The following is a 26,666-nucleotide window of genomic DNA, read 5'->3' on the forward strand; positions in this document are numbered from 1 at the left end:
AGCGGTCCACATCACGCCGACGCCGAGCGTGGCCGGGCGTGTCGCGCGGAGGTTGGACGGTGGTGGCGGTCCGCGCTTCGACCTGAAAGTGTGGGCGCATGACGATCCTCGAACCGTTGGCAGGGACCGTTCCGGCGGAGTGGGAGAAGTTCGACGACCGGTTCGACGGGATTCGGGGCGACCATCACCTGGAGCGGCTGTGGACCGGCGGGCGGTGGGTCGAGGGGCCGGTGTACGTCCCGGCCGGGCGGTATCTGCTCTGGAGCGACATTCCGAACGACCGCATTCTGAGGTGGGACGAGACGTCGTACCAGGTCTCGGCCTTCCGGGCGCCGGCCGGGAACACGAACGGTCACACGCTCGATCAGGAGGGGCGGCTCGTCAGTTGTGAGCACGGCAATCGGCGGGTGACGCGGACCGAGCACAACGGGCGGATCAGCGTGCTCGCCGACGGGTACGACGGTCATCGGCTGAACAGTCCGAACGACGTTGTGGTGAAGCGCGACGGCTCGGTCTGGTTCACGGATCCGTCGTACGGGATCCAGAGTGACTACGAGGGGTATGCCGGGGAGATCGAGACCGGCGGCTGTCACGTCTATCGCGTCGCGGGCGGCGTACTGACTCGGGTTGCGGACGACTTCGACGGGCCGAACGGTCTGGCGTTCTCGCCGGACGAATCGCTGCTGTACATCACTGACACCGAACGCGCGCACATGCGGGTGTTTGCGGTCGAAGGGGACCGGATCAGCGGTGGCGAGGTGTTCGCCGAGTGCGGGAACGGCGCTTTCGACGGCATCCGGATCGACACCGCCGGTCGAGTCTGGGCGTCGGCCGCGGACGGCGTACACGTCTATCACCCGGACGGGACGCTGCTGGGCAAGCTGCTGGTCCCGGAGACCGTCTCCAACCTGACCTTCGGCGGCGCCAAGCGGAACCGCCTCTTCATCACCGCCACCACGTCCGTCTACTCCCTCTTCACCACGGTCAATGGCGCCGCCCAGCCCTACGACCCACATGCCTGAGTTCGGCCCGGTACTGCGAAGGTTCCGTAAGGCCGCCGGTCTGTCGCAAGAGCGGCTGGCGGCGGCGTCCGGCGTGAGCGTCGAGGCGATCAAGACCCTGGAGTCGGGCCGCCGGCGGTACCCGCGGTCGAGCACGCTGAAGCTGCTGGCCAACGGCCTGGGCCTGGCCGCGGCGCAGCGGGCCGAACTACTCACGGCCGGCGCCCGGACGAAGGCGCGGGTCACCATCCCGCGCGAGCTGCCGGACGACGTCTACGCCTTCGTCGGCCGCGAAGACCAGGTCGCGGAACTCGAGAAGACCTTCACCGCTCAGGAGTCGCGGCCGGGCGTCGTGGTCACCTCCGCCATCGGCGGGATGGGCGGTATCGGCAAGACCGCGCTGGCCATCCACATGGCGCACCTGATCGCCGATCAGTACCCGGACGGCCAGCTATACCTGAACCTTGGCGGCTTCGGTCCGGGCCGGCCGCTGACAGTGCCGGAGGCGCTCGGCCGGTTGATGGACAGCCTCGGCGTTCAAGGGCCCGACAATCCGGCCGACGCCCACGAAGCCGCCTCTCGCTACCGATCGGCGCTCACCGGCCGCCGGGTGCTCGTGGTTCTCGACAACGCAGCCGACGCGGCCCAGGTCGCACCTTTGTTGCCGGGGGCATCGACCTGCGCAGTACTGATCACCAGTCGCCGCGCGATGACCGCCCTGCCGGGCGTCGCCCACGTGCTGCTCGACGTCCTGCCCGACCAGGACGGTATCGAGATGCTGACCCAGATCGTCGGCGACGACCGGATCGCGCGCGACCCGGCCAACGCCCTGGCGATCGTCCGGTTGTGCGGCGGTCTCCCGCTCGCCCTGCACCTCGCCGGAGCCCGCCTCGCCGACGAACCGACTTGGGCCGTCGCCGACCTGGTCCACCGGTTGGAGACAAGCCGGCACCGGCTCGACGAACTCGCGACCGCCGATCGCGACGTACGGGCGAGCATCGAGTTCTCGTTGTCCGCGGCAACAGACCGCGACACGGAAGCCGTCGAGGCGTTCAAGCTCCTAGGCCTCCACGAGGGCGACGAGCTCAACGTCCGCGTCGCCGCGGCCCTACTCGACCTCCCCGTCGAGGACGCGAGCCGCCGCCTGGAACGCCTGGTCGACCTCTACCTGATCGAGTCCGTAGGCCCACACCGATACCGAATCCACGACCTCGTCCGCAGCTACGTCAAGGAGACGACCGCCGTACTGACCGATGAGCTGGCCCGCGAGGCCGCTCAGCTTCGGGTCCTCGAGTTGTGCCTCGCGATGGGCTGGCGGACCCGGATGGACCGCTTCGGCGACGACGTCTCGCATGCCTGGCACGAGGACAGCTGGACAGCCGCGGCGGAGCAGTTCAGCACCGACGAGATCTTCGCGTGGTTCGACGAGGAGATTGAGGAGATCATCGGCGCCGTACGACGTGCTGTCGTCGCAGGTCCGCGGCAGCGCGCGATGGTCGCCCGAGTCGTCCTCGGCCTGCTGCCGTACTGCTACGTCCGCCGCCGCCACTCCGACGGTGTGCTCCTCGGCACCATGGCGATGGGCGTCAAGGAATCGGCCGACGATCCGTTCGCCGCGGCTCTACTGTCGTTCGAGGTCGCGCAACAGTGCGCCTCGGCCGGCTTGCACCTGCGAGCGGTCGAGTACATGACCGCCGCACTGGCGGCCCCGAAGATCCATGCCTACGATCGGGCGTACATAGAGGCCGAGGTCTTCCTCGGTCACTACCTGGTCGAGCTCGGCCGTCTCGATGAAGCCATCGCCTCGGCTGAGCGCGGGGTAGCGGTCGCGCTGCGCAGCGGCGACGAGGTCGCCGAGGCCGAGGGCCGTCTGGTCCTCGCCCTCGCCGCCGGCCGCCGCGGCGACACCGCCGCCCACGACCGCGAGTTCGCCCGTGCCGTAGATGTCATGCGCCGGCTGGGCACATCCCACGAGCGCTACTGGCTGCTTTGCTTAGCGGGCCTCTCGTACTTCGAACTCGGCCGCCTCGACGAGTCCTCGTCGTACCTCGAGGAGGCCCGGGCTGCCGCGATCGAGGACGGCGACGAGTTCGCCGTAGCCGAAGCTCTCGAAGGCCTAGGCCGAGTCGAACTCGGCCGCGGCCACCTCGACCTGGCCGAACAACACCTCCGAGCCTCGCTCCAAGTAGTCCAAGGGACCTGGCAAGCTGAAGCCCGCGTCCGCGAACGCCTAGGCCACGTCCTCTTGGCCGCCGCCCACCCCACCGCCGCCCACGCTCAATGGCAGTCCGCCCTGGACCTCCTCACCCGCCACGGCTCCCTCCAAGCCGACAATGTCCGAAAGCTCCTGAACTCCAATGTCTGAGTTCGGGCCGGTACTACGAAGGTTCCGCAAGGCGGCGGGGTTGTCGCAGGAGCGGCTGGCGGCGGTGTCGGGGGTCAGCGTGGGCGCGATCAAGACCCTCGAGGCAGGCCGCCGGCGCTATCCGTGGGTGCAGACCGTCGACCTGCTCTCGGCCGGTTTGGGCCTCGACGCCGACAAACGAGCCGAATTGAAGGTCGCGGCTGCGCGCCCCAAGACACGTGGCCGCCTACCGGTTGACGTGGCCGACTTCGTGGGCCGCGCCGAGCAGGTCGCCACCGTGTCCAACCTGCTGACTGGTGGCGGCCAGGCGCCTGGTGTTGTCGTCATCTCGGCGCTGGCCGGGATGGGTGGCGTGGGCAAGACCGCTCTCGCTGTGCGCGTCGCTCGTGAGCTGGCCGATCAGTTTGCCGACGGTGTCCTCTATGTGAACCTGCGCGGCTTTGGTGTCGGTGACCCGATGACGCCGTTAGAGGCGTTGAGTACCCTGCTTCAACAACTCGGCTTCGCACTTCAGCGACCGCCCGAGACCGCGGACGCCGCCGCCGGCACCTTCCGGACAGCCTGCGCCACGCGGAAGCTCCTCGTCGTGCTGGATAACGCGGCCACCGTCGATCAGGTCATTCCACTGCTCCCGGGTACGTCGACATGCGCGGTCATCGTCACCAGCCGACGTGCTCTGGTCGGCCTGCCCGGTGCGCAGCCACTCGCGCTCGGCGTACTGCCTCCGGACGAGGCATTGGCTTTGCTGACCTCAGCAGCCGGCCACGAGCGGATCCAGAGCGATGTTCATGCCGCGCGTGAAGTGGTGACACTCTGTGGATCGTTGCCGCTGGCCCTCAGAATCGCCGGCTCCCGCCTCGCCGCTGAGCCGACCTGGACAGTTGCCGATCTGGCCAGACGCTTGGCCGACGAAACAGCTCGGCTGGATGTGCTCAGTGGTGAGGAGTCCGGCGTACGAGCGTCTCTTGCGCTTTCGCTGACGGGGACGTCGGCGCAGGACGTGGCGGCTGCGGAGGTGTTCGGGCTCCTCGGTCTGTACGAGGGCGACGAACTGGACCTGAAGGTCGCTGCTCGTTTGGTCGATCGCCCGGAGACGGAGATCGAGCCGTTGCTGGAGCAGTTGATCGACCTGCATTTGCTGGAGTCGCCCAACCCGCGGCGATACCAGCTTCATGACCTGGTGCGGGCCTATGCCCGGGAGCTTGCAGCCACCCGGACGGCAGATGAACGAACGGCGGCTCGTGATCGCGTGTTCGCGTTCTATGTGGCGATGGCCTGGCAATCCCAGACAAAGTTGGGCTCGGGCGGGGTAGCGAGGGAATGGTTCAGCGCGCACAGGCTGAGCGGAGTCGAGGAGCTCGAGTCGGACCAGGTCATGAACTGGCTGGATGCAGAGGCCAGCGAGTTCCTCGCCGCTGCGGGCCGAATGATGGCACGGCCGAACCCCGACCGCGGTGCGGTCGTCGGGCTCGCAACCGGCATGCCGGCCTTCTGGTTCCACCGCCATCGTCAGACGGAGGGAGTCCAGTTGGGCGAGCTGGCCTTGACGTCGCTACAGGAGGACCCAGCGTGCGCACCTCCACTGGCGGCGGCCCTGATCAGGTACAACTTGGGACAGCACTACTCGGCCAGGTCGGATTTCGAGACTGCGAGCGCTCACCTGAGGGCGGCGATCGAGGTGAGCGCGGCACAGGGTGACGAGCCACTTTCGATCTTGTGCATGCTCGAGCTCGCCCATTGCCTGGAGCGTCTGAACCAGTTGGACGAGGGGACGAGGCTCGCGCGGGCCGGACGGGAGCTGGCACAGAGCATCGCCGACGAGATGATCGAGAGCGAGGCACAGTTGATCCTTGGAGTCCTCGCCGGTCGGCAGGGCCGGGCAGCGGAGCAAGACGAGTCGTTCGGCCTGGCTGCGTCGCTGATGCGCAGGAGCAGTCCGGCGCACCTCGACTGGCTGCTGCCCGCCATCGGAGAAGGTTACCTGCGCTGCGGCCGGGCTGACAGCGCCCGGAGTTGGCTGCGCGAGCGGCTGGCCGAGGTCGAGGCATGCGGCAACAAGTCCGCCGTAGCCGAACATCTTCAGCATCTCGGGTCTGCAGAAATATTGGTTGGCTCGTACGACGCGGCTCGGATTGTTCTGACCGAGGCACTCGACCTGAACCTCGGCAACAGTGGTGAGCTGGAAGCGGGGATCCGGCACCAGCTGGGGCGCGCGTTGGGCGGGCTCGGGGAGGCCGGGCCTGCTCGGGAGCAGTGGTCGTTGGCATTGGAGCTCTATCGGCGTTACGGATTGCCGCAGGCTGACGAGGTCAGTTCGTTGTTGGGAGATTCGAGTGACTGAGTTCGGGCCGGTACTGCGGAGGTTTCGGAAGGCGGCTGGGGTTTCGCAGGAGGGGCTTGCGGGGGTTTCGGGGGTCAGTGTGGAGGCCATCAAGACGCTGGAGGCTGGTCGTCGCCGGTATCCACGGGCACAGACCGTCGAGCTACTGGCTGACAGTCTGCCGTTGGATGCCGACGAGCGCGCCGAACTGATGGCCGCGGCCACCCGGCCCAAGGCCGGCAGTGATCCACTGCCTGTCGATGTGGTGGACTTCGTCGGTCGCGCGGAGCAGATCGCCGAGGTGTCCGATCTTTTGAGCGGTGGTGATCAGACGCCTGGCGTCGTCGTCATCACGGCGATCGCCGGTATGGGGGGAGTCGGCAAGACCGCCTTGGCGGTGCGTGTTGCCCGCGACCTGGCCAGTCGGTTCGCCGATGGCGTCCTCTATGTGAACCTCCGTGGCTTCGGTGTCGGCGGACCGATGACGCCGCTGGAAGCGTTGAGTGCATTGCTGCAGCAGCTCGGGTTCGCCCTCCAGCGCCCGCCGGATTCCGTCGAAGAGGCTGCCGCCCTCTTCCGCACGGCCTGCGCGACCCGCAACCTGCTCGTCGTCCTGGACAACGCGGCAGCTGTCGAACAGGTCGTCCCACTGCTCCCCGGTACGGCGACCTGCGCGGTGATCGTCACTAGTCGGCGTGCCCTGGTCGGTCTGCCGGGCGCGCGGCCGCTGGAACTCGGTGTCCTAGCGGAGGACGAGGCTATGGCGTTGCTCACCTCGGCAGCCGGCCGGGAGCGGGTCGAGCGCGATCCGCAGGCAGCGCTGAAGGTGGTGGCTCTCTGCGGATCGTTGCCCTTGGCACTCAGAATCGCAGGCACCCGGCTCGCGGCCGAATCGACCTGGACGGTGGCCGACTTGGCCAGGCGGTTGGCCGATGAGTCGGTTCGCCTGGACGTGCTCGGCGCCGCGGAGTCCGGCGTACGGGCGTCTATTGCGTTGTCGTTGGCGGGTGCGTCGGCGCAGGACGTGGCCGCAGCGGAGCTCTTCGGGCTGCTTGGCCTGCACGAAGGCGACGAACTCGACCTGAAGGTTGCCGCTCGCCTCGTCGATCGCCCGGAGGCGGAGGTCGAGCCGTTGCTCGAACACCTCGTCGACCTGCATCTTCTGGAGTCGGGCAGCCCACGCCGCTACCAGTTCCACGACCTGGTCCGCACGTACGCACGGGAGCTCGCACCCGCTGACCGCACAGCGGCCCGCGAGCGGGTGCTGGCGCTCTACGTGGCGATGGCCTGGCAGGCGCGAGTGAAGCTGGGCGTTTCGCAAGCCTTCTGGTACGACGAGCAGTGGACCGCCGGTGTCGAGCACCTCGAGTTCGACGAAGTCATGGCGTGGCTGGACGCCGAGGCAGGCGACATCCTCGCCGCGGCCCGCCGACCGACGACACCCCGTGGCACCCTCGTCAATCTCGCGGGCGGCATGATGCGGTTCTGGATCATCCGTCGTCGGCACACCGAGGGAACAGAACTCGGCGAACTCGCCCTGGCCGCGCTCCGCGACGACCCGACCTGTGCCTCTGTCTTCGCCCTGAGCCGGATCAGTTATCACGTGGCAGCGCACTATTCGGCCAGGTCGGACTCCGAGACCGCGGTAACTCACTTGAGGGCCGCCATCGCAGCCGCACCGATGGAGACCGATCCGTTGAACAACGTCGCGTGCACGGTCACTCTCGCTCAGGACCTGGAGCGACTCGGCCAGCTGGACGAAGCGATGGAGCTGGCCCGGTCCGGGTTGGACGGTGCGCTCCAGGTCGCCAGCGAGATCATCGAGAGCGATGCACACTTCAGCATCGGCTCCGTGGCCGGCCGCCTCGGCCGCTTCGCGGAGCAGGACCAAGCCTTCGACCTGGCAGCCGCCACCCTCCGCCGAAGCCGCCCAGAAATCCTCCACCTCCTCCTCCCCGACATCGGCGCCAGCTACCTCCGCTCCGGCCGCCCCGAATCCGCCCGCACCTGGCTCCGCGACCACCTCCCCGACACCAAGCGCTCAGGCGACAACAACGCCATCGCCGAACACCTCCACGAGCTGGGTGTCGCCGAAACAGCACTCAAAGCCCACGACGCGGCCCGCCTTGCCCTCACCGAAGCCCTCGAGCTGATCCAAGGCAGCAACGACGACCTCGAAGCCCAGATCCGCCACGCCCTCGGTACGGCGCTGAGCGGGCTCGGAGAGACCGAGCCCGCTCGGGAGCAGTGGCGGTTGGCGCTGGAGTTGTACCGACGATGCGGATTACCGCAGGCGTCAGAGCTTCTTGAGTTGGTCGATGATGGTGAAGACGGCTAGGAAGCCGAAGGCCAGGAAGGCGAAGGCCAGGACGGCGGTTCGGAGTGGGGTGATGCGGATGGGCTTGGGGAGGGCTCGGGAGTTCATGTACCAGAGCAGGCCGGAGTAGACGAACATCATGGTGCCGGCGGTGCATGCCGAGATGACGAGCAGGACCAGGGGCTGGGTCAGGCCGGCCAGGAGGACGATGATGCCGAAGGCAACTAGTCCCCAGACCAGGCCGAAGTAGAGTTTGGATTCGGTGACTGTCGACGTTCGCAGGTAGCGGGCCTTGATCATGTCGGCGGTCAGGCGGGAGGTGTAGTCGACGATGCCGGCTGCGGCGGCGAAGAGGGAGAAGGCGCCGATCGCCCAGAAGAGGTAGCCGAACCAGCCGCCGACCAGGGTCTGCAGGGTGGTGCCCTCGATCTTGAGGAAGCTGATGTTGTTCTTGACGTTCTCGTCGCCGAACAGGGTGGCGTGCGCGAGCATCGAGGTGAAGACGATGGTGAGCACGGTGATCGCGACGAAGGTCATCGCCTGCTCGATGTTGGCGAACTTCCACCAGCGCTTCCAGCGGGCCATGTTGGCGTCGTTGGGGGTGAAGGTGTAGGCGTTGGCGTTCGGGTCGGCTTCGGTCTGGCCGGTCACGGGTGAGGTGAGGCGCGGGACGTGGATGCCTTGGGCGAAGCCCTTGTCGCGGATCCAGTTGCTCTGCACGAGATTCTGGCCGCCGCCGGCACCGGCGTACGCGATGGCACCCATCATCAGCGCGAAGCCGAGTTGCTCGACCGGGAACTGCGGGCCGGTGACCGCGTCGCCGAGGGCGGCGTAGGTCTTGCCGCGGATGGCGAAGATCAGGGCCAGTACGACGAGGAGTCCGACGGCGAGGATCTTGACGAAGATCAGCCGCTCGAGCATCACGTAGACGACCGGGGCGAAGGTCAGGATGAGGCCGATGGTGAGCAGGATCCCGATCGCGATCCAGCGCGGGTCGCCGCCGCCGAACAGGTAGGTCAGCATCGCGGCCGAGCTGGTCGCCCAGCCGGGCCACATGTTCGCGAAGTAGGTCATGATCGCGAAGAACAGGCCCCAGTGTTTGCCGAACCGGTTGAAGCCGGTCAACGCTGTCTCACCAGTGGCCAGCGTGTACCGCTCGATCTCCATGTTCAGGAACCACTGGATCACGACGCCGACCACCGCGCCCCAGAGGAACACCAGGCCGACCTGGCTGGAGATGTACGGCCACAGGATGAACTCTCCTGAGGCCAGTCCCACCCCCGCACCGACCATGCCGGGGCCGATCACCTTCCAGGTCCTGGTGGGTGGATCGGGCAGGTCCCGGACCTGTGGGGCGGGCAGGTTCTTGGTCGGCAACGCGAACGTGCCGTGGTCCGTCGTGGTGCTGTCAGCCATGCGGGGCTCCTCACATCCTCGACTCTTTCGGTGAGGTTAGCGGTTGTGGAGTACCGAGAACCACTTCTCGGCCAAAAGCAACCGTTCCGCCGCGCTGAAGCGTGTTTGGAGCCAAACGCAGACACCGAACGGCCCGGCAGCCGCCCCGATGCCGGGTCGAGCGACGTTGTGAGGGGCGGAAGACGACACGTGGTTCGGAATACAGACATAGGTGTGGAGAACAACGGGGCGGCGATGCCGGCGCGGCTCGATGCCGCCGCGCGCGTGCTGATCGGTCCGGTCAACTTCGCGGGGCAAGGGACTCAGTGGGCTCGCGCGCTCGAAGGGCAGTCGCCGACGACGAAGGTGACCGCATTCGCCTTTGCCAACGGGGTTCTGGACTACCCGGTCGACTATCGGGTTTCGTGGAGCACCTATCGGCGGCATCGGCCCTGGCAGCTGGAGTTCTACCACCACGTCGTACGCAACTACACGCATGTGCTGATCGAGGCAGCACGGCCGGTCTTCGGCGTGGTGCACGGTCCGGACGCGGCCGGCGACATGCAGCACCTGCTGCGCAAAGGCGTGCAGGTCGGGTTGCTTGCCCATGGCACCGACGTGCGCATTCCGAGCCAGCACGTGCAGACCGAGCGCTGGTCGCCGTTCCCCGATATGGAGGACGCGACCGTGGAGGTGCTGGAGCGGAAGGCCGTTCGCGCGGTCGAGCTGTTCACGTCGTACCCGGGCCCGGTCTTCGTCTCCACACCGGATCTGCTCGATTACGTGCCCAAGGCAATCTGGTGTCCGGTCGTGGTCGATGTCGCGGCCTGGCGCAGCGACTCCCCGGTGCTGGAGCGCAAACGGCCGGTGGTAGCGCACGCGCCGAGCAAGGCCGCGATCAAGGGGTCCGATCTGATCGACCCGATCATGGTGGACCTGGATCGCAGAGGCCTGATCACCTATCGCCGGGTGCAGGGCGTCGACCCGTCGGAGATGCCGGCCGTGTACGGCGACGCCGACATCGTGATCGACCAGTTCCGGATCGGCAACTACGGTGTCGCGGCCTGCGAGGCGATGGCGGCCGGGCGGATCGTCGTGTCGTATGTGTCCGAGTCGGTCCGCGGTCGCGTGGTCGATGCGACTGGGCGAGAACTGCCGATCGTCGACGCGACACCGGACACGTTGGAACAGGTTCTGCTCGACCTCATCGCGGATCGGGACCGCGCCCGCGCGATCGCCACGCTCGGCCCGACGTTCGTGGCGGAGGTCCATGACGGCCGCCGCTCCGGTCAGGCGCTGACCGCGCTCGTCGACCGAGCGAGCGCCGTACCGGCTGATTGGAAGCCGCCATGGGTACGGCGGAAGGTCGTGATGATGGCCGGGAACGACATCGTCATCGACTCGCGCGTGCTGAAATACGCGCAGACGGTGGCGAACTGGGATCTCGATGTCACCTGCGTCGGTATCGCCGGCCGTCATCATCGGGGTTCCCGCGCGCTCGGCAAGGTGCAGGTGGTCGCGCCGCGGGTGCCGTCGAAGGCGACGCTGACGGGGTGGCGAAAGCGGCTGGCCAGTCTGAAGCCGTGGTTCAGTACCGAGGCGGAATACACGCTGGCCAAGGGCCGCTGGCAGTACGCGACTCGTGAGCTGCGTGGTGACCGCGGTCGCGACAAGCGCGACAGCGAGCGTACGGGCGCGGTCCGGCGGTCCCCTCTTGATCGGGTACGACGGGCTGTGCGCTGGCGGTCGTTGCGCCTCCACAGCGCGGTTCTCGACGCCCGGGCGGTCCTGGTCCGGCGGGCGAGTCGCAAGGCCGGACTGGGGAATGGCAAGCAGCGGGCGCGGCGGATCGCGCTCCATCGCGCTCTGCCGTCGGGGCGCTGGCGGAGCGTGCTGCCGGAGGTGGTCGACCAGGAGCTCACGCTCGGGCCGCTGCTGGACCGCATGCAGATGGAGGTCATCCACGTACATGACGTCTACATGCTGGGGATCGCGGCGCGTGCGGCGCATCGGGCGGCACTGGACGGGCGGACGGTCAAGATCATCTACGACGCGCACGAGTACGTCCCCGGGGTGCCGAATGTGCCGCCGCGACGGGTGGCGGCGTACAGCGATCTCGAGCGCGAGTTCCTCGGTGATGTCGACCGCATCATCACGGTGTCCGAGCCGCTGGCCCACTGGCTGCAGCGCGATCACAAGCTGGCTGCGCTGCCGGACGTCGTACTGAATGCGCCGATCGAGCCACCGGAGGACGCTGAGGTTCAGGGGCTGCGCGAGCAGTTGCAGTTGGCCGCGGATGTCCCGCTGCTCGTGTACCTCGGTGGAGTCCACCGGGCGCGCGGCGTCGGTACGGCGGTCGAGGCGCTACCGCAGTTGCCCGACGCTCACCTCGCGATTGTCGCGCGGCTCAACTCCTTCACCACCGAACTGCGCGCCCGCGCCACCGAACTGGGTGTCGGCGACCGCGTCCACGTGCTGCCGTTCGTCGACGCCGAACTCGTCCCGGCCTACGTCCGCTCCGCGACCATCGGCATCAGCCCGCTGCTGCACGCCCCGAACCACGACATCGCGGTGACCAACAAGTTCTGCGAGTACATCGCTGCCGGCCTCCCTATCATCACCAGCGACACCCCAGCCCAGGCCGACCTGGTCAACGAGCTGGACCTGGGCGCGGTCTACCCGGCCGGCGACGTCGACGGTTTCGTCGAAGCGGTCCGCAAAGTGCTGGCCGACCGCGACCGCATTTCCCAACGCATCACGAACGATCCCGAGCTGCGACACCGCTTCTCCTGGTCAGCCCAGGCCGAAGTCCTCCGCTCCGTCTACGCCGACGTACTCGGCAGCCTCCCCGACGCCGCGTACGCCCCCGGCGCCACCACCATCCGCCAACTCCTCCCCGAGCCACCCGAACTCCCACCTACCGGTTGGACCGCGTTCCGGGAGCAGAGTTAGCGGAGCATCTCCAGTGCCTTGGTGATGCGGCGGGTGCGGGTCTCCGGCTTCTTGGCGTCGAGGATCGCTTGGATGTGCTCGCGGCGATGGCTGTAGCTGAGCTTGTCGAAGGCGTCACGTAGTCCGGCCTCGGCAAGCGCAGCAGCAAAGTCCTCCGGTACGTCGACCGTCCGCTCAGCCGTGTCCCGCTCAACCGTCACGGTGACGCTGTCGCCGGCACCCTTACCCAGCTCAGCCCGAATCCCCTTCAGCACGCCGAGCGCCATACATCCACCCATCGACGCAATCGAACCGCGGTACTCGACCCCGTCGAACGTCGCCAGCACCGGAATCCGCCCACCCCCACCCAGCCCTTTGATCACCCCGTCCGGGACCTCAACCCAAGCCCCGCCCCCGTCGTTCACCTCGATCACACCTTCGAATGTCTCCATCCCCCGAGACTAGGTGTACCGACGGACTGTTAGTAGTCCGCGATTCCAGACCTGCGCCACCCCGCCCCCGCCTGCGGACCCGCTGCTAACAGTCCGTCCATACGCGTACTAACAGTCGGTCTGTACGCCTCGCGACAGCTTGCTGGGCCACCAGATCTTGGGGCCTATGTCGTGGGCGAGGGCGGGGACGAGGAGGGAGCGGACGATGGTGGTGTCGAGGAGGACGCCGAAGGCGACCAGGAAGGCGGTTTGGACGAGGAAGAGGATGGGGAGGACGGCCAGTGCGGAGAAGGTGGCGGCCAGGACCACGCCGGCTGAGGTGATGACGCCGCCGGTGACGGCGAGGCCGATCAGGATGCCGGGGCGGGTGCCCTGGTCGGCGGATTCCTCGCGGACCCGGGTCATCAGGAAGATCGAATAGTCGATGCCCAGGGCAACAAGGAAGACGAAGCCGTAGAGCGGGATGGCCGGATCCGCGCCGGGGAAGCCGAAGATGTGGTTGAAGGCGATCGCGCTGACGCCGAGGGTGGCGGCGAACGAAATCACGTTGGCGACGACCAGCAGGATCGCGGCCAGGACCGAGCGGAGCAGCAGCATCAGGACCAGGAAGATGACGCCGAGGATGGTCGGGATGATCACCCGCAGGTCGCGGTTGCTGGCGTCGAGGACGTCCAGGTTGATCGCGGTGTTGCCGCCGACCAGGACGTCGGGGCTGACCTTGTCGAGCTCGGTGCGCAGGTGTTCGACGACCTTGGTCGCGGCGGGGGAGTCGGCCTTCACCTTCAGCGTTGCCTGGACCAGAACCTTGCCGTCGACAACCTTCGGCGGTACGCCGGGAGCCGCCGAGGCGGACGCAGCGGCGACCCCGTCGACCTGGGTCGCGATCTGCACGACCTGCTCGGCCTGCGAAACCGGGGTCAGGATCTGCACCGGCGTACCGGCGCCGGCGTCGAAGTGCTTGCCCAGCTCCTCCGTACCGGTCACGGACTCGACCTTGTTCAGGAACAGGTCCTCCTGCGAGATGCCGCTCGCCTTGAACGTCGGCAGGAACGCCCCGCACGCCAGCAACGCCAGCGCGCTGATCACCCAGACCCGTCGCGGGTGCCGCCCGACCAGCCCGGACACGCGACCCCAGAGTTTGCGGCCGCCGACCTGATCGCGCGCGTGCACGTGGTCGAGCCGCGGGATGGACGGCCAGAAGATCCGCCGTCCGAACGCCAGCAGGATCGCGGGCAAGAACGTCATCGAAGCGACCAGCGCCCCGAAGATCCCGATCGCCCCGACCGGCCCGAGCCCCTTCGTGCTGCCCAGTTGCGACAGCAGCAGACACAGCAGACCGAGGATGACCGTGGCAGCGCTCGCCGCGATCGGCTCGATCGAAGCCCGCCAGGCGATCCGCATCGCGTCGTACTTGCTGGTGTAGTCGTGCAGTTCTTCCTTGTACCGGGATACGAGCAGCAGCGAGTAGTCCGTCGCCGCGCCGACCACGAGGATGAACAGGATGCCCTGACTCTGCCCGTTCAGTTCCAGTACGCCGTTCTTCGCCAGCGGGTACACGACTGAGGCGGCCAGCGCGAGCCCGAAGACGGCGGTCAGCAGCACGGCGATCGGCAGGATCGGGCTGCGGTAGACGATCAGCAGGATCAGGAACACCACCGCGAGCGCGACCCCGAGCAGGATCCCGTCGATCCCGCTGAACGCGACGACGAAGTCCGCGAACACCCCACCGGGCCCGGTCACGTAGACCTTGAGACCACTCGGAGTGAGATCCTTCTTGATTTCGTCACGCATCGTGTCCGCAGTGGCGAACAACACAGTCTCGCCCTCGGCGACCACTTCGTCGGCCCGATCACCGTCCAGTTCGACGGTGAGCAGCAGTGCCTTCTTGTCCGCGGACGGTATGACGGTCTGCTGCGGCGAGGCGAGGTAGTCGCCGAGCTTCTTGCCGCCGCCGAGATCGAGCGCAGGCACTTTCGCGAGGAACCCGCGAGCCGCGGTCAGATCCGCCGGGGTGATCCCGGCATCACGTTCGACCAGGACGAAGTACGGCAGCGCCGTGGAGTCGACGAACTTGGCCGATTCGTTGGCCACCAGCGTGGATTCGGCCTGTTTCGGCAGGAAGTTGGCGTTGTCGTTCTCCTGGACCTCGCTCAGCTTCCCGACCGTCGGCCCGCCGATCGCGCCCAGCACCAGCCACCCGATCAGCACCGCGGCGATCGCTCCCCGCCACGCCCAACGCCTGCCTGATCTGCCTTGCTCTTTCACGGTGGTCCCCTCCGCCCGGTGATAGGGGCACAGTACCCACCGTCTCTCACCACCCCACGACAGGTGTGCGGGAGCCGTTTCGGCGGCGTAACAACGAGATGACCACGTGGAAACACCCCGGTCATAGCGTCCTGGCCTAATCAGTGAGGTCGGATGACAGGAGACGCACGATGACGCTCGAGGCAGGACCGCAGGTCACCACCGGTGACCGGACAGGTACGGTCGGCACAGTCGAAGCGCCGCGGCGTGGGCGCTGGATTGACGAGTGGGACCCCGAGGACACGACGTTCTGGGAGTCCAAGGGCCGTGCTGTCGCGCGCCGCAACCTGTGGCCGTCGATCTTCGCCGAGTTCCTCGGCTTCTCGGTCTGGCAGCTGTGGAGCATCGTCGTGGTGTCGATGCCGAAGGCCGGTTTCACCTACAGCACCGACCAGCTGTTCTGGCTGGTCGCGCTGCCGAGCCTGGTCGGCGCGACGCTCCGGTTGCCCTACACCTTCGCCGTACCGAAGTTCGGTGGCCGTAACTGGACGATCGTCTCCGCGTTGCTGCTGCTGATCCCGACCGCCGGGCTGGCGTTCTTCATCAGCCGGCCGGAGACGCCGTTCTGGCTGATGGCGCTGGTCGCGGCGACCGCGGGTGTCGGTGGCGGAAACTTCGCGAGCAGCATGACCAACATCTCGTTCTTCTACCCGGAGAAGGAGAAGGGCTTCGCGCTCGGTATCAACGCGGCCGGCGGCAACCTTGGCGTCGCGGTCGTCCAGCTCCTGGTGCCGGTGGCCATCACGATCGGCGCCGGTCTGACACTGAACCGGGCCGGCCTGCTCTGGCTCCCGCTCATCCTGGTCGCCGCATTCGTGGCCTGGCGCGTGATGGCCAACCTGTCGGTCGCGACCTCTTCCTTCCGTACGTCGATCACCGCGGCGAAGCGCCCGCACACCTGGATCATCTCGTTCCTCTACATCGGGACCTTCGGCTCGTTCATCGGCTTCTCGGCGGCGTTCCCGCTGCTGATCAAGACGACATTCCCCGAGATCACCGTGGCGCACATCGCCTTCCTCGGCGCACTGGTCGGGTCGATCGCGCGGCCGTTCGGCGGCAAGCTGGCCGACATACTCGGCGGCGCCTGGGTGACCGTCTGCGCGTTCGTGGTGATGGGGCTGGGCATCCTGGCGGCGATCGTCGCACTGAACGCGGGCAGCTTCGCGGGCTTCCTGGTCAGCTTCCTGTTCCTCTTCGTCGCCAGCGGTGCCGCGAACGGATCGACGTACCGGATGATCCCCGCCGTGTTCCGGCTGACCACGCCGGGAGACCTGGGCCGGGCTCGCCGGGAGGCGGCCGCCTGTATCGGTATCGCTTCGGCCATCGGCGCGTACGGCGGCTTCCTGGTACCGCGTGGGTTCGCGATGTCGACCAGCAACTTCGGCTCGCTGATTCCGGCGCTCTACGTCTTCTGCGGCTTCTATGTGGTCTGCCTGGCCGTCACGTACTTCTGCTACCTGCGCAAGGGTGGCCCGCTCAGCCAGGAGCGCGTGTGACCGCAGTCCCCACTCACTGCCCGTACTGCGCGCTGCAGTGCGCCACCAGCCTGCTCCCGGCCGACCGGCCGGGGGCGGTGGAGGTGCGTCCGCGCGGTGAAGGCGGGCTCTGCCGGAAGGGCTGGACGGCCGCAGAGGTCCTCACAGTCCCGGACCGCCTGACCACACCCCTGGTGCGCGACGCATCCGGTGAGCTGGTCCCGGTGACCTGGGACTACGCACTGGACTTCGTTGCCAACCGCATCCAGTCGCTGCAGGCTTCCCACGGTCGGGATGCGGTAGCTGTGTTCGGTGGCGGCGGTCTGACCAACGAAAAAGCCTATGCGCTGGGCAAGTTCGCGCGGGTGGCTCTCCGTACGGCGAACGTCGACTACAACGGCCGATTCTGTATGTCGTCGGCCGCAGCGGCCACGAACCGTGCCTTCGGCATCGACCGCGGTCTGCCGTTCCCATTGGCGGACCTGGACGGTGCGGACGCCGTACTGCTGGTTGGAAGCAATATCGCCGACACCATGCCGCCGGCCGTCTCGCACCTGCCTTCTGAAGGTGGTCTGCTGGTTGTTGACCCGCGTCGTTCGGCGACTGCAGCTCTGCCGGGCGCACTGCACTTGCAGGCCACGCCTGGCACCGATCTGGCGCTGGTGCTCGCACTCACGCACGTGGTGCTGCAGGAAGGGCTTGCTGACACCAGCTACCTGACAGAGCGAGTGGATGACGCAGACGCGCTCTACCGTTCGACCGCGGCCTGGTGGCCGGAGCGAGCCGAGCGGGTGACTGGTGTGCCGGCTCTGACGATCAGACGAGCCGCCCGCGTACTGGCGGCGGCAGCTCCGGTCCATGGTGGTGCCGGGGCGTTCATCCTGACTGGTCGTGGCGCAGAGCAGCACAGCAAGGGCACCGACACGGTCACGGCCTGCATCAACCTCGCACTGGCCCTCGGGCTGCCGGGGCGGCTCGGCAGCGGCTATGGCTGCATCACTGGGCAGGGGAACGGCCAGGGTGGCCGGGAGCACGGTCAGAAGGCCGACCAGCTCCCGGGCTACCGCAGCATCGCGGACCCGGCAGCGCGTGCGCACGTCGCAGCAGTGTGGGGCGTGGACCCGGCTGACCTGCCAGGACCGGGCAAGAGCGCAGTCGAGCTGATCAACTCCTTGGGTACGACGGACGGTCCGCGCGCTCTGCTTGTCCACGGGAGCAACCTCCTGGTGTCGGCTCCGAACCTCGCATCGGTCCGGGAACGCCTTGCTGCATTGGACTTGCTGGTCGTAGCGGACGTCGTACCGTCTGAGACTGCACTGCTCGCCGATGTGGTCTTCCCAGTCACGCAGTGGGCTGAGGAGGACGGGACGATGACCTCCCTCGAAGGCCGAGTGCTGCGGCGTCAGGCCGCTGTGACACCCCCTGGTGAGGTGCGCAGCGACCTGCACGTGTTTGCAGGGTTGGCCTCGAGGCTCGGCTGTACGGCGTCCTTCCCGACTGACCCGGCCGCCGTGTTCGAGGAGCTTCGGCTGGCCAGCGCAGGCGGTAAGGCCGACTACTCCGGGATCACCTGGTCGCGGCTCGACAACGAGGAACTGTTCTGGCCGGTACCTGCTGTAGACCACCCCGGTACGCCGCGCCTGTTCGCAGACAGGTTTGGTACGCCGGACGGTCGCGCGCATGTGGTTCCGGTCGACCACCGTCCGGTGGCTGACGATCTGAACGGCGCAGCACCGATGTACTTGGTGACTGGGCGGCTCCTGCAGCACTACCAGAGTGGTGCGCAGACACGTCGGGTGCCGGAGCTGGCCGAGGCCGAGCCGGAGGTGTTCGCGGAGATCCACCCGCGCGTCGCTGCGCAGCTCGGGATCTCGGACGGCCGTCCGGTCGAGTTGCGGACAGCCCGTGGCGCCATGGTGCTCGCGGCGCGCGTGACGACCGACGTACGGCCGGACACCGTCTTTGTGCCGTTCCACTACGGCGGTGCGGGTGCGGTGAACGAGCTGACGAACGACGTGCTCGATCCGGTGTCGCGGATGCCGGAGTTCAAGGCCTGTGCGGTTTCGCTGCGCGCGGCTGCGCTACCGGTGACGGGGGTGTCCGCATGAAGGTGGTCATCGTTGGCGGCGGGATGGCCGGACGACGGCTCGCAGCGCTGCTGCCGTCGTACGACGTGACTGTGCTGGGCGACGAGGGTTCGTACAACCGCAGCCGGCTGACCGAGTACGTCGCCGGTCGCGCCTCGGCGCCTGTCGTGGGTGACGAGCCCGTGGTGACTGCAGTGGCGGTCGACCGTGCACGTCGCGTGGTGACGGACTCGGCGGGTGTCTCGCACGGCTACGACCACCTGGTGTTCGCAACCGGTGCTGAGCCTGTGGTGCCGGTGACGCTCGCCGCTGGTGTGCAGGTGCTGCGGACGGCGGCGGACGCGCGGTCGCTGGTCGATGCGATCGACCGGGTCCGGCGTGTGGTGGTGCTCGGCGGCGGCGTGCTCGGTGTCGAGACTGCGTGTGCGCTCCGCGAGCGTGGTGTTGCGGTGACGTTGGTGCACGACGGGGAAGCCCTGCTGGACAAGACGGTTCCGCTGTCCGCCGCACGGCGAGTGACCCGGGCGGTACGGCGTGCCGGTGTCGAGGTGCTGCTGAACGCCGAGGTTGTCGACACACCTGGCGCGTTCCGGGCCCTGCTGCTGCAGAACGGGCGGCAGGTCTTCGGTGACCAGCTAGTCGTGGCCTGCGGGGTGAAACCGCGGACTGAGCTAGCTGCTGGGCTCACCGTCCGGACCGGGATCGTCGTCGACGAGACGCTGACCAGCCCGGACGACCCACAGGTGCATGCGATCGGGGACTGCGCCGAGATCGACGGCCGCGTCACCGGAACCGTGGAGTCCGCCTGGTCCCACGCCGAAGCGCTGGCGGCACACCTGACCGGTACGGCGATGGCGCTGCGGCCGGAGGTAATCCGGCTGACGGCCGGGGCGCTCGACGTACTGGTGCTGGGGGCTGCCGACGAGGCTGGCGAAGAGGTTCGGCTCGAGGACGACGAGCGGCTGGTGCGCGCCGTACTGCGGGATGGTGTGGTGCGGTCGGCGGTCGCAGTGGGTGCGCCGGAGGTTGCGGCGGAGCTGGTGCTGCTGGCTGACCGCGGTACGCCGGTCGTGGCGGACGGGCTGCTCGCGGAGCCCGCCGTACCGGCGAAGAAGACAGTCACCGTTTGTCGGTGCAACGGAGTGACGAGGGCTGCGCTCGAAGCGGCCTGGCGTGGAGGTGCCGACAGTGTCGCCGGCATCGCCGCCACTACACGGGCGACCACCGGGTGCGGCAGTTGCACCGGTGCCGTCGGTGACCTGCTTGACCGGTTCCGCCGCGGCGAGACCGAACCAGTACCGGCCAGGAGGGCGACGATGACAGAGCTGAGCAAGGCCCGGCACGTAGTGGTGGTGGGTGGCGGAATGGTCGCCCACCGGCTGGTGGAGGCGCTGCGCGCGCGTGACACCGACGTCCAGTGGCGGATCACCGTGCTGGCCGAAGAGCCACGCCTTCCGTACGACCGTGTCGCACTGACCAGCTACTTCTCCGGACGCGACCCGCACGACCTCGCACTGGGCGATCCGGACCTGTGGGACGACCCTGCGGTCGTGCTGCGCAAGGGCGTTCAGGTGACCGCTATTGATGCGGCTGCCAAGACCGTGAGCACTGCCCGCGGTGAAGTGCTGGACTACGACGAACTGGTCCTGGCGACAGGCTCGTCGGCGTTCGTGCCCCCGGTGAAGAACAGCGACGCACAGGGCTGTTTCGTGTACCGCACCATCGACGATGTGGCCGCACTGCGGGTCTACGTCGAGCGGCTGAAGTCGGAACGCGACCAGGTCAACGGTGTCGTGGTGGGTGGCGGTCTGCTCGGGCTGGAGGCGGCTGGTGCGCTGCGCGCGCTCGGTGCAGCCACCACCGTGGTCGAGTTCGCGCCGCGGCTGATGCCGTTGCAGGTCGACGAGGGCGGTGGGTCGGCGCTCGCGCGGCTGATCCGCGGTCTGGATGTCGACGTCCGCACGTCCACGGCGACCACGCGGGTGAAGCTCACCTCGCAGGGTGCCGCGAAGGCGATGGCTGTGGCCGAGGGACCGGATCTGCCGGCCGACGTGGTCGTGTTCGCGACCGGTGTCCGGCCGCGCGACGAGCTGGCCCGGGCCGCCGGTCTGGAGATTGGCGAGCGCGGCGGCGTCGTGGTGGATGAGGCCTGCCGCACTTCGACCCCTGGGGTCTGGGCGATCGGTGAGGTCGCCTGTATCGAGGGCCGGGTCTGGGGTTTGGTTGCCCCTGGCAACACCATGGCCGAGATCGTCGCGGACCGTCTGCTGGGTGGCGAGGCGACGTTCCCCGGCGCCGACACGTCGACGAAGCTGAAGCTGCTCGGGGTCGACGTGGCCAGCTTCGGTGACGCGTTCGGCACCACCGAGGGCGCACTGGACATCGTGTACGCCGACCCGGTGGCCGGCGTCTACAAGAAGCTCGTGCTGTCGGACGACGCCAGGACGCTGCTCGGCGGCATCTTGGTCGGCGACGCGTCGGCGTACTCGGGTCTGCGGCCCATGGTCGGCCGGGAGCTCGGTGCGGACCCGGCCGGGTTCCTGCTGCCGGAAGGCGCCGCACCGGCCCAGCTGGAGCTGCCGGACGACGCACCGGTCTGCTCCTGCAACAACGTGTCGGCCGGGACGATCCGGTGCGCCGTGCGGGACGAGGGCTGCGGCGATGTGAAGTCGGTGTGCGGTCGCACCAAGGCCGGGACTAGCTGTGGCTCCTGTCTGCCGATCGTGAAGACCCTGGTGAACAGTGAGCTGACCAAGGCTGGTGTCGAGGTCAGCAAGGCACTGTGCGAGCACTTCGCGTTGTCGCGGGCAGAGCTGTTCGATGTGGTTCGGGTGACCGGTCTGCGCACGTTCAGCGAGATTGTCGAGCGCCACGGCACAGGGCGCGGCTGTGACATCTGCAAGCCGGTAGTCGCTTCTATCTTGGCCAGTGTGGACCCGGCCGGCCACGTGCTCGACAGTGAGCGTGCGCCGCTGCAGGACACCAACGACCACGTCATGGCGAACATGCAGAAGGACGGCACGTACTCCGTCGTCCCGCGTATCCCCGGTGGCGAGATCACGCCGGAGGGGCTCATCACGATCGGCGAGGTGGCCCGGGACTTCGGTCTGTACACCAAGATCACCGGTGGGCAGCGCGTGGACCTGTTCGGCGCGCGGATCGAGCAGTTGCCGGCTATCTGGAAGCGGCTGGTCGATGCGGGGTTCGAATCGGGCCATGCGTACGGCAAGGCGCTCCGCACGGTGAAGTCGTGTGTCGGATCCACCTGGTGCCGGTACGGCGTACAGGACTCGGTGGGCATGGCAATCGCGCTGGAACTGCGTTACCGCGGGCTGCGGTCTCCGCACAAGCTCAAGCTCGGTGTGTCCGGGTGCGCGCGGGAGTGTGCCGAGGCACGCGGCAAGGACGTCGGTGTGATCGCGACGGAGAAGGGCTGGAACCTGTACGTCGGCGGCAACGGCGGTATGACGCCCCGGCACGCCGAACTGCTCGCTTCTGACCTGTCGGAAGAGGAGCTGGTACAGGCGATCGACCGCTTCCTCATGTACTACGTCCGGACGGGCGACCGGCTGCAGCGGACCTCGGTGTGGGTCCGGGAGATCGAAGGCGGCCTCGACCACGTGCGGGACGTCGTCCTGAACGACAGCCTCGGCATTGGCGCCGACCTGGACGCTGCGATGGCCGAGCACGTCGGTGCGTATGTCGACGAGTGGCGGGCGACGCTGGACGACCCGGCGAAGCTGGCCCGGTTCGTGTCGTTCGTGAACGCTCCGGATCAGCCCGACGCCGACCTGCGCTACGTGGTCGAGCGCAACCAGCCGCGCCCGGCCACCCCGGCCGAGCGCGGACAGCTGGAGCCGGTGCTGCTCGCCGGTCCCCGATTGGAGGTACGGCGATGACCATGACTGCTTTCGAGTCCACAGTGCTCTGCCGGTTCGACGTACTGCTGCCGGACCGTGGTGTCGCGGCGCTGGTCGGGGAGGTGCAGATCGCGCTGTTCCGGCTGCACGACGGGACGGTGTTCGCCATCGGCAACCAGGACCCGTTCAGTGGGGCCAACGTGATGTCGCGAGGCATCGTCGGTAGTCGCGGCGACGTCCCGACGGTGGCGTCGCCGATGTTCAAGCAGGTCTTCGATCTGCGCACCGGCGTGTGTCTGGATGACCCGGAGGTATCGCTGCCGGTCTATCCGGTCGAGATTGTCGACGGGATGGTTCGGGTGGGGGAGAACGGTGACGGCTAACAGCAAGCCAGGTCCGCTCAGCGGCTGCACGATCGCAGTGACCGCGCACCGGCGAGCGGACGACCTCATCGCGTCCTTCGAACGCCGGGGCGCGAAAGTGCTGCACGCACCGACCCTGCAGATCACTCCGGTCGCCGATGACCACGCTCTGATCGAGGCGACCCGGCGAGTGATCGCCAACCCGCCGGACGATGTCGTGGTCACCACTGCGGTCGGTTTCCGTGGCTGGATCGAGGCTGCGGACACTGCTGGGCTCGCTGCGGATCTCCTGGTGACACTGGAGCAGTCGCGGATCCTGGCCCGCGGTCCGAAGGCGCGAGGCGCGATCCGGGCCGCGGGACTCGTGGAGCACTGGTCAGCACGCTCCGAGACGACAATCGAGGTCGTCGAGTGGCTGCGCGCTCAGGGCGTCAGCGGGCGGAAGATCGTCGTACAGCTGCATGGTTTGTCGGACCCGGGGCTGATGGACACGCTGCGGGGCGCTGGGGCGTCGGTGCGCGGTCTTGAGGTGTATCGCTGGGGGCCGGCGCCGGATCCGGTCATCGTCGAGCGAATGATTGGACAGGTCTGCACAGGTGCAGTCGACGCCGTAGTGCACACGTCCGCGCCCGGTGCGCAGGCCATGCTGGACGCTGCCGCGTTAAACGGCCAGTACGACGCCCTGGTGTCGGCACTGCGAACCGGCCGCGTCCTGAACGCCTGCGTCGGCCCAGTCACGGCCGCCCCGTTCCACCACCTAGGCCTGGAACCCCTGGTCCCCGACCGCTACCGCCTAGGCGCCCTCATCCGCATAGTCACCGACCGCCTCACCGACGACAACGCCCGCTCCATCGACACTGAGTTCGGCCAACTCGTGATTCGCGGGGGCGCCGCCGTACTGGATGGTGTCGTACTACCCCTGGGCCCGGGCCCCCGCGCCGTACTGGCAGCCCTAGTAGCCGCTGGCGGTGACGTGGTCTCCCGCCCCGACCTCCTCGCCGTACTGCCAGGCGCCGAAGACGTCCACGCAGTAGAGGTGACGGTCAACCGCCTACGCACGGCAGTAGGCCGCCCCGAACTAGTCCGCACCGTAGTCCGCCGTGGCTACCGCCTAGCCGTAGAACCAGCCGGGGTCCCCTCATGACCGACCTGATCGCAATCGCCCACGGCACCGCAGACCCCCGTGGCATCCGCGTAGTCCACGACCTGGTCCGCCAAATGGCCCGCCTCCGCCCCGAGCTCTCAATGTCCCTCGGCTTCGTAGACGTCGACGTACCAGCCATGCCCGGCCTCGTAAACCGCGTCATGACCGACACCCAGGAGGCGGTCCTAGTCCCCCTCCTCCTCTCCAGCGGCTACCACGTCCACGTAGACATAGCCGACCAGGTAGCCCGCCACCCCGGCCTAACCGCGGCCCCCGCCCTAGGCCCCCACCCCCTCATCGCCGACATCCTCGTAGACCGCCTAGGCGACCTCTCCCGCACCGACCACGTAGTCCTAGCCGCCGCAGGCTCCTCCGACCCCAGAGCCCAAGCAGACTGCGAACGCACCGCAGCCCTCCTACACGCCCGAATCCACCGCCCCGTAACCATCGGCTACCTAGCAGGCCGAGGCCGCCGCCTCCCCGCAGTCCTAGCCACCACCCCCGGCCGCCTAGCCGTAGCCAACTACCTCCTAGCCCCCGGCCACTTCTCCGACCGCCTCCACCACCACGCCGCCCCCCACCGCGTAACAGCCCCCCTAGGCGCAGACCCAAGACTCGCTCGCCTAGCCCTGGCTCGCTACGACGCAGCCCTCCGAAGAGTGCCGCTGGCCGTCTAGCCACGCCCGACGGTCAGTGGGCACTCGGCTGAGGTTGTCCGTGGCGCCCTTTACGCTTCCGGGCATGGAAGAAGTCGAAGAGCTGCGGGAGCAGGTTGCGGGCTGGGTCATCCCTGGATTCCACTCGCGTGCGGAGGTTGTGGAATATGCGATCGAGTACGCCGAAGACGACGGCGTGCTGACGGATGAGCAGGTGACTCAACTCGTCGACGAGGTGTGGCAGCAGCGGCTCCGCGAGCAGCAAGAGTGGGCAGAGGTCACGGACGCCGACCGGTTTGCTGCGGCATTCGCAGACCTCGAGGCAGCCGGGGTTGTCGCCCGAATGAACTTCACCTGCTGCCAGGGCTGCGGGGCCAGCGAGATCTTCGACGAACGGCCTGCTGATCGGGAGTCCTCGGCGTATACGTTCTTCCACCAGCAAGACGCTGAGCAGCTTGCTGACAATCCCGCCGTCGTGTTCCTCGCCTACGGCGCCTTCGACGCCGACGAGACCACCTGGGAGACCCGTGCAGTGGAGGTCGGCCACCAGATCGTCGCCACTCTCCGCACGCACGACCTCCCCGTCACTTGGTCCGGTACCTCCGGCCAGCGCATTCAAGTCGGCCCCCTCAACTGGCAACGCCGCCTGCCCGTCTGAGCCCATGGGACAACTACTCGATGGCTGGGCCGATCTGCTCGATCAGTCCTGGGAGCGGATCGGGTCGGTCTCGGCCGATGCTCGGACGTTCGACCGTGTAGTCGTGAACCGGATCGCGAATCTCTGGGACAACAACACGTCCGGACTCTTCGTCGCTGCTTGCCTGCGTGGCGCGGCGCGTCGAGAGGCGGAAGCCGATCGGTGCATCCGCTGGATGGCCGAGTTCGAGCCGGACCGATACCGCTGGGCGATCGAGCACGTCGGCTGTCCGGCCGGCTGGCCGCTGCCTGCGGTCGCCAGTGCCGCTGTCTCCGCGCGAGACGGCGCGGGTGTGGTGTGGCCAGCCGAACAACAGCTGGTTTCCTCCGTCGTCGCCGAACTCGCGGTGGACTACCAGCTGGAAACCGCCCAGGTTACGGCGGTGACTGTCGAGCGGACCCAAGCTCGGTTCGAAGCCACCGTCACACTGCTCGCCGAGCGCCGCTTCGCCACCAGTCAGGAAGAGCCTGCCGAGCTTCATGTGGAGTTCACCGACATCGAGGCTCTGCGGTTCGAGCACAACGACCGGTCAGGTGCGAGGTTCGAATGGCCTGACGGGAAGCCATCAGTTGCCATCGGCAAGCATGGTGTCGTCCGAGCCAGGTCCGCCACAGTCGGGATCTGGGATCCGGAGTGGTATCTGTCGGCCGCCGGGCGCGCGCTCGACGCGATCCTCCCGGTCGATGTCGCCAAGCGGCCATCCGGTTGGTCCGAGGAGAACCTCCACCGTCGACGGTGGGACGGGAGGCCGGCCGCAGCTCGAGCCGCCGGTGTGCTGGTTCGTGACGCGATGATCTTTGTCCGCTCGACGTGGTCGCTGAGCATGGCCGCCATAACGCCGATCCACGAGTTCGCGCAAGCTTTCGCGGGCGCCGGCAGCGACATCGTGGCCGCCGGTACGTCGCTCCGCCGCGAGGCCGCGTTCCGGCGCCTCATCGATCGCTGGCGCGCTGCCGGCGGTGACCTTCTGGCGCCCTACTTCGAGCAAGGCCTGCAGGGCGAGCCACACCTACCGCAACCAAGCGGCCCACCAGACCCACAGTCCCAGCCACTGGTGATCCGGTACTCGACGGGCGCCTCAATGATCTCTGGTGCCCCACAGGGGGTGACAGTCCTCCTGGCCTCCCCAGGTACTCCGTGGATGCGCCGCCGGGTCCACTTCGACGAGCCGGACAAGTTCGCCGTACGCGTCGAAGCCTTCGACGCCGATCTCGCTGCGGCCCAACGAGGCCGAGCTCTGGTGCTGCCTAGGATGCTGCTGTGAAGTATTGCTGCCCAGTGGCCTACTTCTGTCCGCACC

Annotated in this window: 16 protein-coding genes; 13 read left to right on the forward strand and 3 right to left on the reverse strand. The window is 67.9% G+C overall.

Annotated elements, in window-relative coordinates; translation table 11 throughout:
* The first annotated feature begins 98 nt into the window (after positions 1 to 98).
* Genes ABD231_RS25665 through ABD231_RS25680 form a run of 4 tightly spaced genes read left to right on the forward strand, consistent with a single transcriptional unit; the run spans position 99 to position 8,024 of the window.
* The gene (locus tag ABD231_RS25665; protein ID WP_344157058.1) at positions 99 to 1,022 is read left to right on the forward strand and encodes an SMP-30/gluconolactonase/LRE family protein; all 924 of its coding nucleotides are present in this window, start codon (positions 99 to 101) and stop codon (positions 1,020 to 1,022) included.
* A complete protein-coding gene (locus tag ABD231_RS25670) occupies positions 1,015 to 3,366 on the forward strand; it encodes a helix-turn-helix domain-containing protein (RefSeq protein WP_344157061.1) in 2,352 nt (783 codons plus the stop codon). Before ABD231_RS25665 ends, ABD231_RS25670 begins: the two co-directional genes overlap by 8 nt.
* On the forward strand, positions 3,359 to 5,707 hold the full coding sequence (locus ABD231_RS25675) for a helix-turn-helix domain-containing protein (protein WP_344157064.1): 2,349 nt from the start codon (positions 3,359 to 3,361) through the stop codon (positions 5,705 to 5,707). Before ABD231_RS25670 ends, ABD231_RS25675 begins: the two co-directional genes overlap by 8 nt.
* Positions 5,700 to 8,024, forward strand: a complete 2,325-nt coding sequence (locus tag ABD231_RS25680) for a helix-turn-helix domain-containing protein (RefSeq protein ID WP_344157067.1) — start codon at positions 5,700 to 5,702, stop codon at positions 8,022 to 8,024. Before ABD231_RS25675 ends, ABD231_RS25680 begins: the two co-directional genes overlap by 8 nt.
* On the opposite strand, the gene ABD231_RS25685 is transcribed toward ABD231_RS25680, so the two are convergent.
* Positions 7,983 to 9,419 carry an Nramp family divalent metal transporter gene (locus ABD231_RS25685; protein ID WP_344157070.1) on the reverse strand — a complete coding sequence of 479 codons (1,437 nt, stop codon included), beginning with the start codon at positions 9,417 to 9,419 and terminating at the stop codon, positions 7,983 to 7,985. The genes ABD231_RS25680 and ABD231_RS25685 overlap by 42 nt on opposite strands.
* A gap of 213 nt (positions 9,420 to 9,632) precedes the next feature.
* Here ABD231_RS25685 and ABD231_RS25690 point away from each other — a divergent pair, with 213 nt between their 5' ends.
* Positions 9,633 to 12,350 (forward strand): glycosyltransferase, encoded by a 2,718-nt coding sequence (locus ABD231_RS25690; protein WP_344157073.1) that lies wholly within the window; start codon positions 9,633 to 9,635, stop codon positions 12,348 to 12,350.
* Here ABD231_RS25690 and ABD231_RS25695 read toward each other — a convergent pair.
* Positions 12,347 to 12,781 (reverse strand): YdeI/OmpD-associated family protein, encoded by a 435-nt coding sequence (locus tag ABD231_RS25695; RefSeq protein ID WP_344157075.1) that lies wholly within the window; start codon positions 12,779 to 12,781, stop codon positions 12,347 to 12,349. The two genes, ABD231_RS25690 and ABD231_RS25695, sit on opposite strands and share 4 nt — an antisense overlap.
* Before the next feature lie 108 nt (positions 12,782 to 12,889).
* Positions 12,890 to 14,989, reverse strand: a complete 2,100-nt coding sequence (locus ABD231_RS25700) for an MMPL family transporter (protein WP_344157078.1) — start codon at positions 14,987 to 14,989, stop codon at positions 12,890 to 12,892.
* Between the two features lie 227 nt (positions 14,990 to 15,216).
* Here ABD231_RS25700 and ABD231_RS25705 point away from each other — a divergent pair, with 227 nt between their 5' ends.
* The 8 genes from ABD231_RS25705 to ABD231_RS25740 all read left to right on the forward strand — a co-directional run bounded on the left by ABD231_RS25705 (position 15,217) and on the right by ABD231_RS25740 (position 26,630).
* The gene (locus ABD231_RS25705; protein ID WP_344157081.1) at positions 15,217 to 16,581 is read left to right on the forward strand and encodes an MFS transporter; all 1,365 of its coding nucleotides are present in this window, start codon (positions 15,217 to 15,219) and stop codon (positions 16,579 to 16,581) included.
* A complete protein-coding gene (locus ABD231_RS25710; RefSeq protein ID WP_344157084.1) occupies positions 16,578 to 18,668 on the forward strand; it encodes a molybdopterin oxidoreductase family protein in 2,091 nt (696 codons plus the stop codon). The genes ABD231_RS25705 and ABD231_RS25710 overlap by 4 nt, the downstream gene beginning before the upstream one ends.
* Positions 18,665 to 22,546, forward strand: a complete 3,882-nt coding sequence (nirB, locus tag ABD231_RS25715) for a nitrite reductase large subunit NirB (protein ID WP_344157087.1) — start codon at positions 18,665 to 18,667, stop codon at positions 22,544 to 22,546. Before ABD231_RS25710 ends, nirB begins: the two co-directional genes overlap by 4 nt.
* Complete coding sequence (nirD, locus tag ABD231_RS25720; protein WP_344157090.1) at positions 22,543 to 22,890, forward strand: nitrite reductase small subunit NirD; 348 nt, start codon at positions 22,543 to 22,545, stop codon at positions 22,888 to 22,890. The genes nirB and nirD overlap by 4 nt, the downstream gene beginning before the upstream one ends.
* On the forward strand, positions 22,880 to 24,013 hold the full coding sequence (locus tag ABD231_RS25725; RefSeq protein WP_344157093.1) for a uroporphyrinogen-III synthase: 1,134 nt from the start codon (positions 22,880 to 22,882) through the stop codon (positions 24,011 to 24,013). The genes nirD and ABD231_RS25725 overlap by 11 nt, the downstream gene beginning before the upstream one ends.
* A complete protein-coding gene (locus ABD231_RS25730) occupies positions 24,010 to 24,690 on the forward strand; it encodes a sirohydrochlorin chelatase (protein ID WP_344157096.1) in 681 nt (226 codons plus the stop codon). The genes ABD231_RS25725 and ABD231_RS25730 overlap by 4 nt, the downstream gene beginning before the upstream one ends.
* 64 nt (positions 24,691 to 24,754) lie before the next feature.
* Entirely contained in the window at positions 24,755 to 25,327 is a 573-nt protein-coding gene (locus tag ABD231_RS25735) for a DUF6891 domain-containing protein (RefSeq protein ID WP_344157099.1), read from the forward strand.
* Between the two features lie 4 nt (positions 25,328 to 25,331).
* Positions 25,332 to 26,630, forward strand: coding sequence for a hypothetical protein (locus tag ABD231_RS25740; protein WP_344157102.1), 1,299 nt, complete (start codon positions 25,332 to 25,334; stop codon positions 26,628 to 26,630).
* Positions 26,631 to 26,666 lie beyond the last annotated feature (36 nt).

The sequence above is a fragment of the Kribbella yunnanensis genome, assembly GCF_039529655.1.
Lineage (GTDB): Bacteria > Actinomycetota > Actinomycetes > Propionibacteriales > Kribbellaceae > Kribbella > Kribbella yunnanensis.

Coding starts and splice junctions, on each gene's coding strand:
- ABD231_RS25735 (WP_344157099.1), top strand. CDS start 24,755: ATGGAAGAAGTCGAAGAGCTGCGGGAGCAGGTTGCGGGCTGGGTCATC.
- ABD231_RS25670 (WP_344157061.1), top strand. CDS start 1,015: ATGCCTGAGTTCGGCCCGGTACTGCGAAGGTTCCGTAAGGCCGCCGGT.
- ABD231_RS25730 (WP_344157096.1), top strand. CDS start 24,010: ATGACCGACCTGATCGCAATCGCCCACGGCACCGCAGACCCCCGTGGC.
- nirB (WP_344157087.1), top strand. CDS start 18,665: ATGAAGGTGGTCATCGTTGGCGGCGGGATGGCCGGACGACGGCTCGCA.
- ABD231_RS25695 (WP_344157075.1), bottom strand. CDS start 12,781: ATGGAGACATTCGAAGGTGTGATCGAGGTGAACGACGGGGGCGGGGCT.
- ABD231_RS25740 (WP_344157102.1), top strand. CDS start 25,332: ATGGGACAACTACTCGATGGCTGGGCCGATCTGCTCGATCAGTCCTGG.
- nirD (WP_344157090.1), top strand. CDS start 22,543: ATGACCATGACTGCTTTCGAGTCCACAGTGCTCTGCCGGTTCGACGTA.
- ABD231_RS25685 (WP_344157070.1), bottom strand. CDS start 9,419: ATGGCTGACAGCACCACGACGGACCACGGCACGTTCGCGTTGCCGACC.
- ABD231_RS25675 (WP_344157064.1), top strand. CDS start 3,359: ATGTCTGAGTTCGGGCCGGTACTACGAAGGTTCCGCAAGGCGGCGGGG.
- ABD231_RS25665 (WP_344157058.1), top strand. CDS start 99: ATGACGATCCTCGAACCGTTGGCAGGGACCGTTCCGGCGGAGTGGGAG.
- ABD231_RS25705 (WP_344157081.1), top strand. CDS start 15,217: ATGACGCTCGAGGCAGGACCGCAGGTCACCACCGGTGACCGGACAGGT.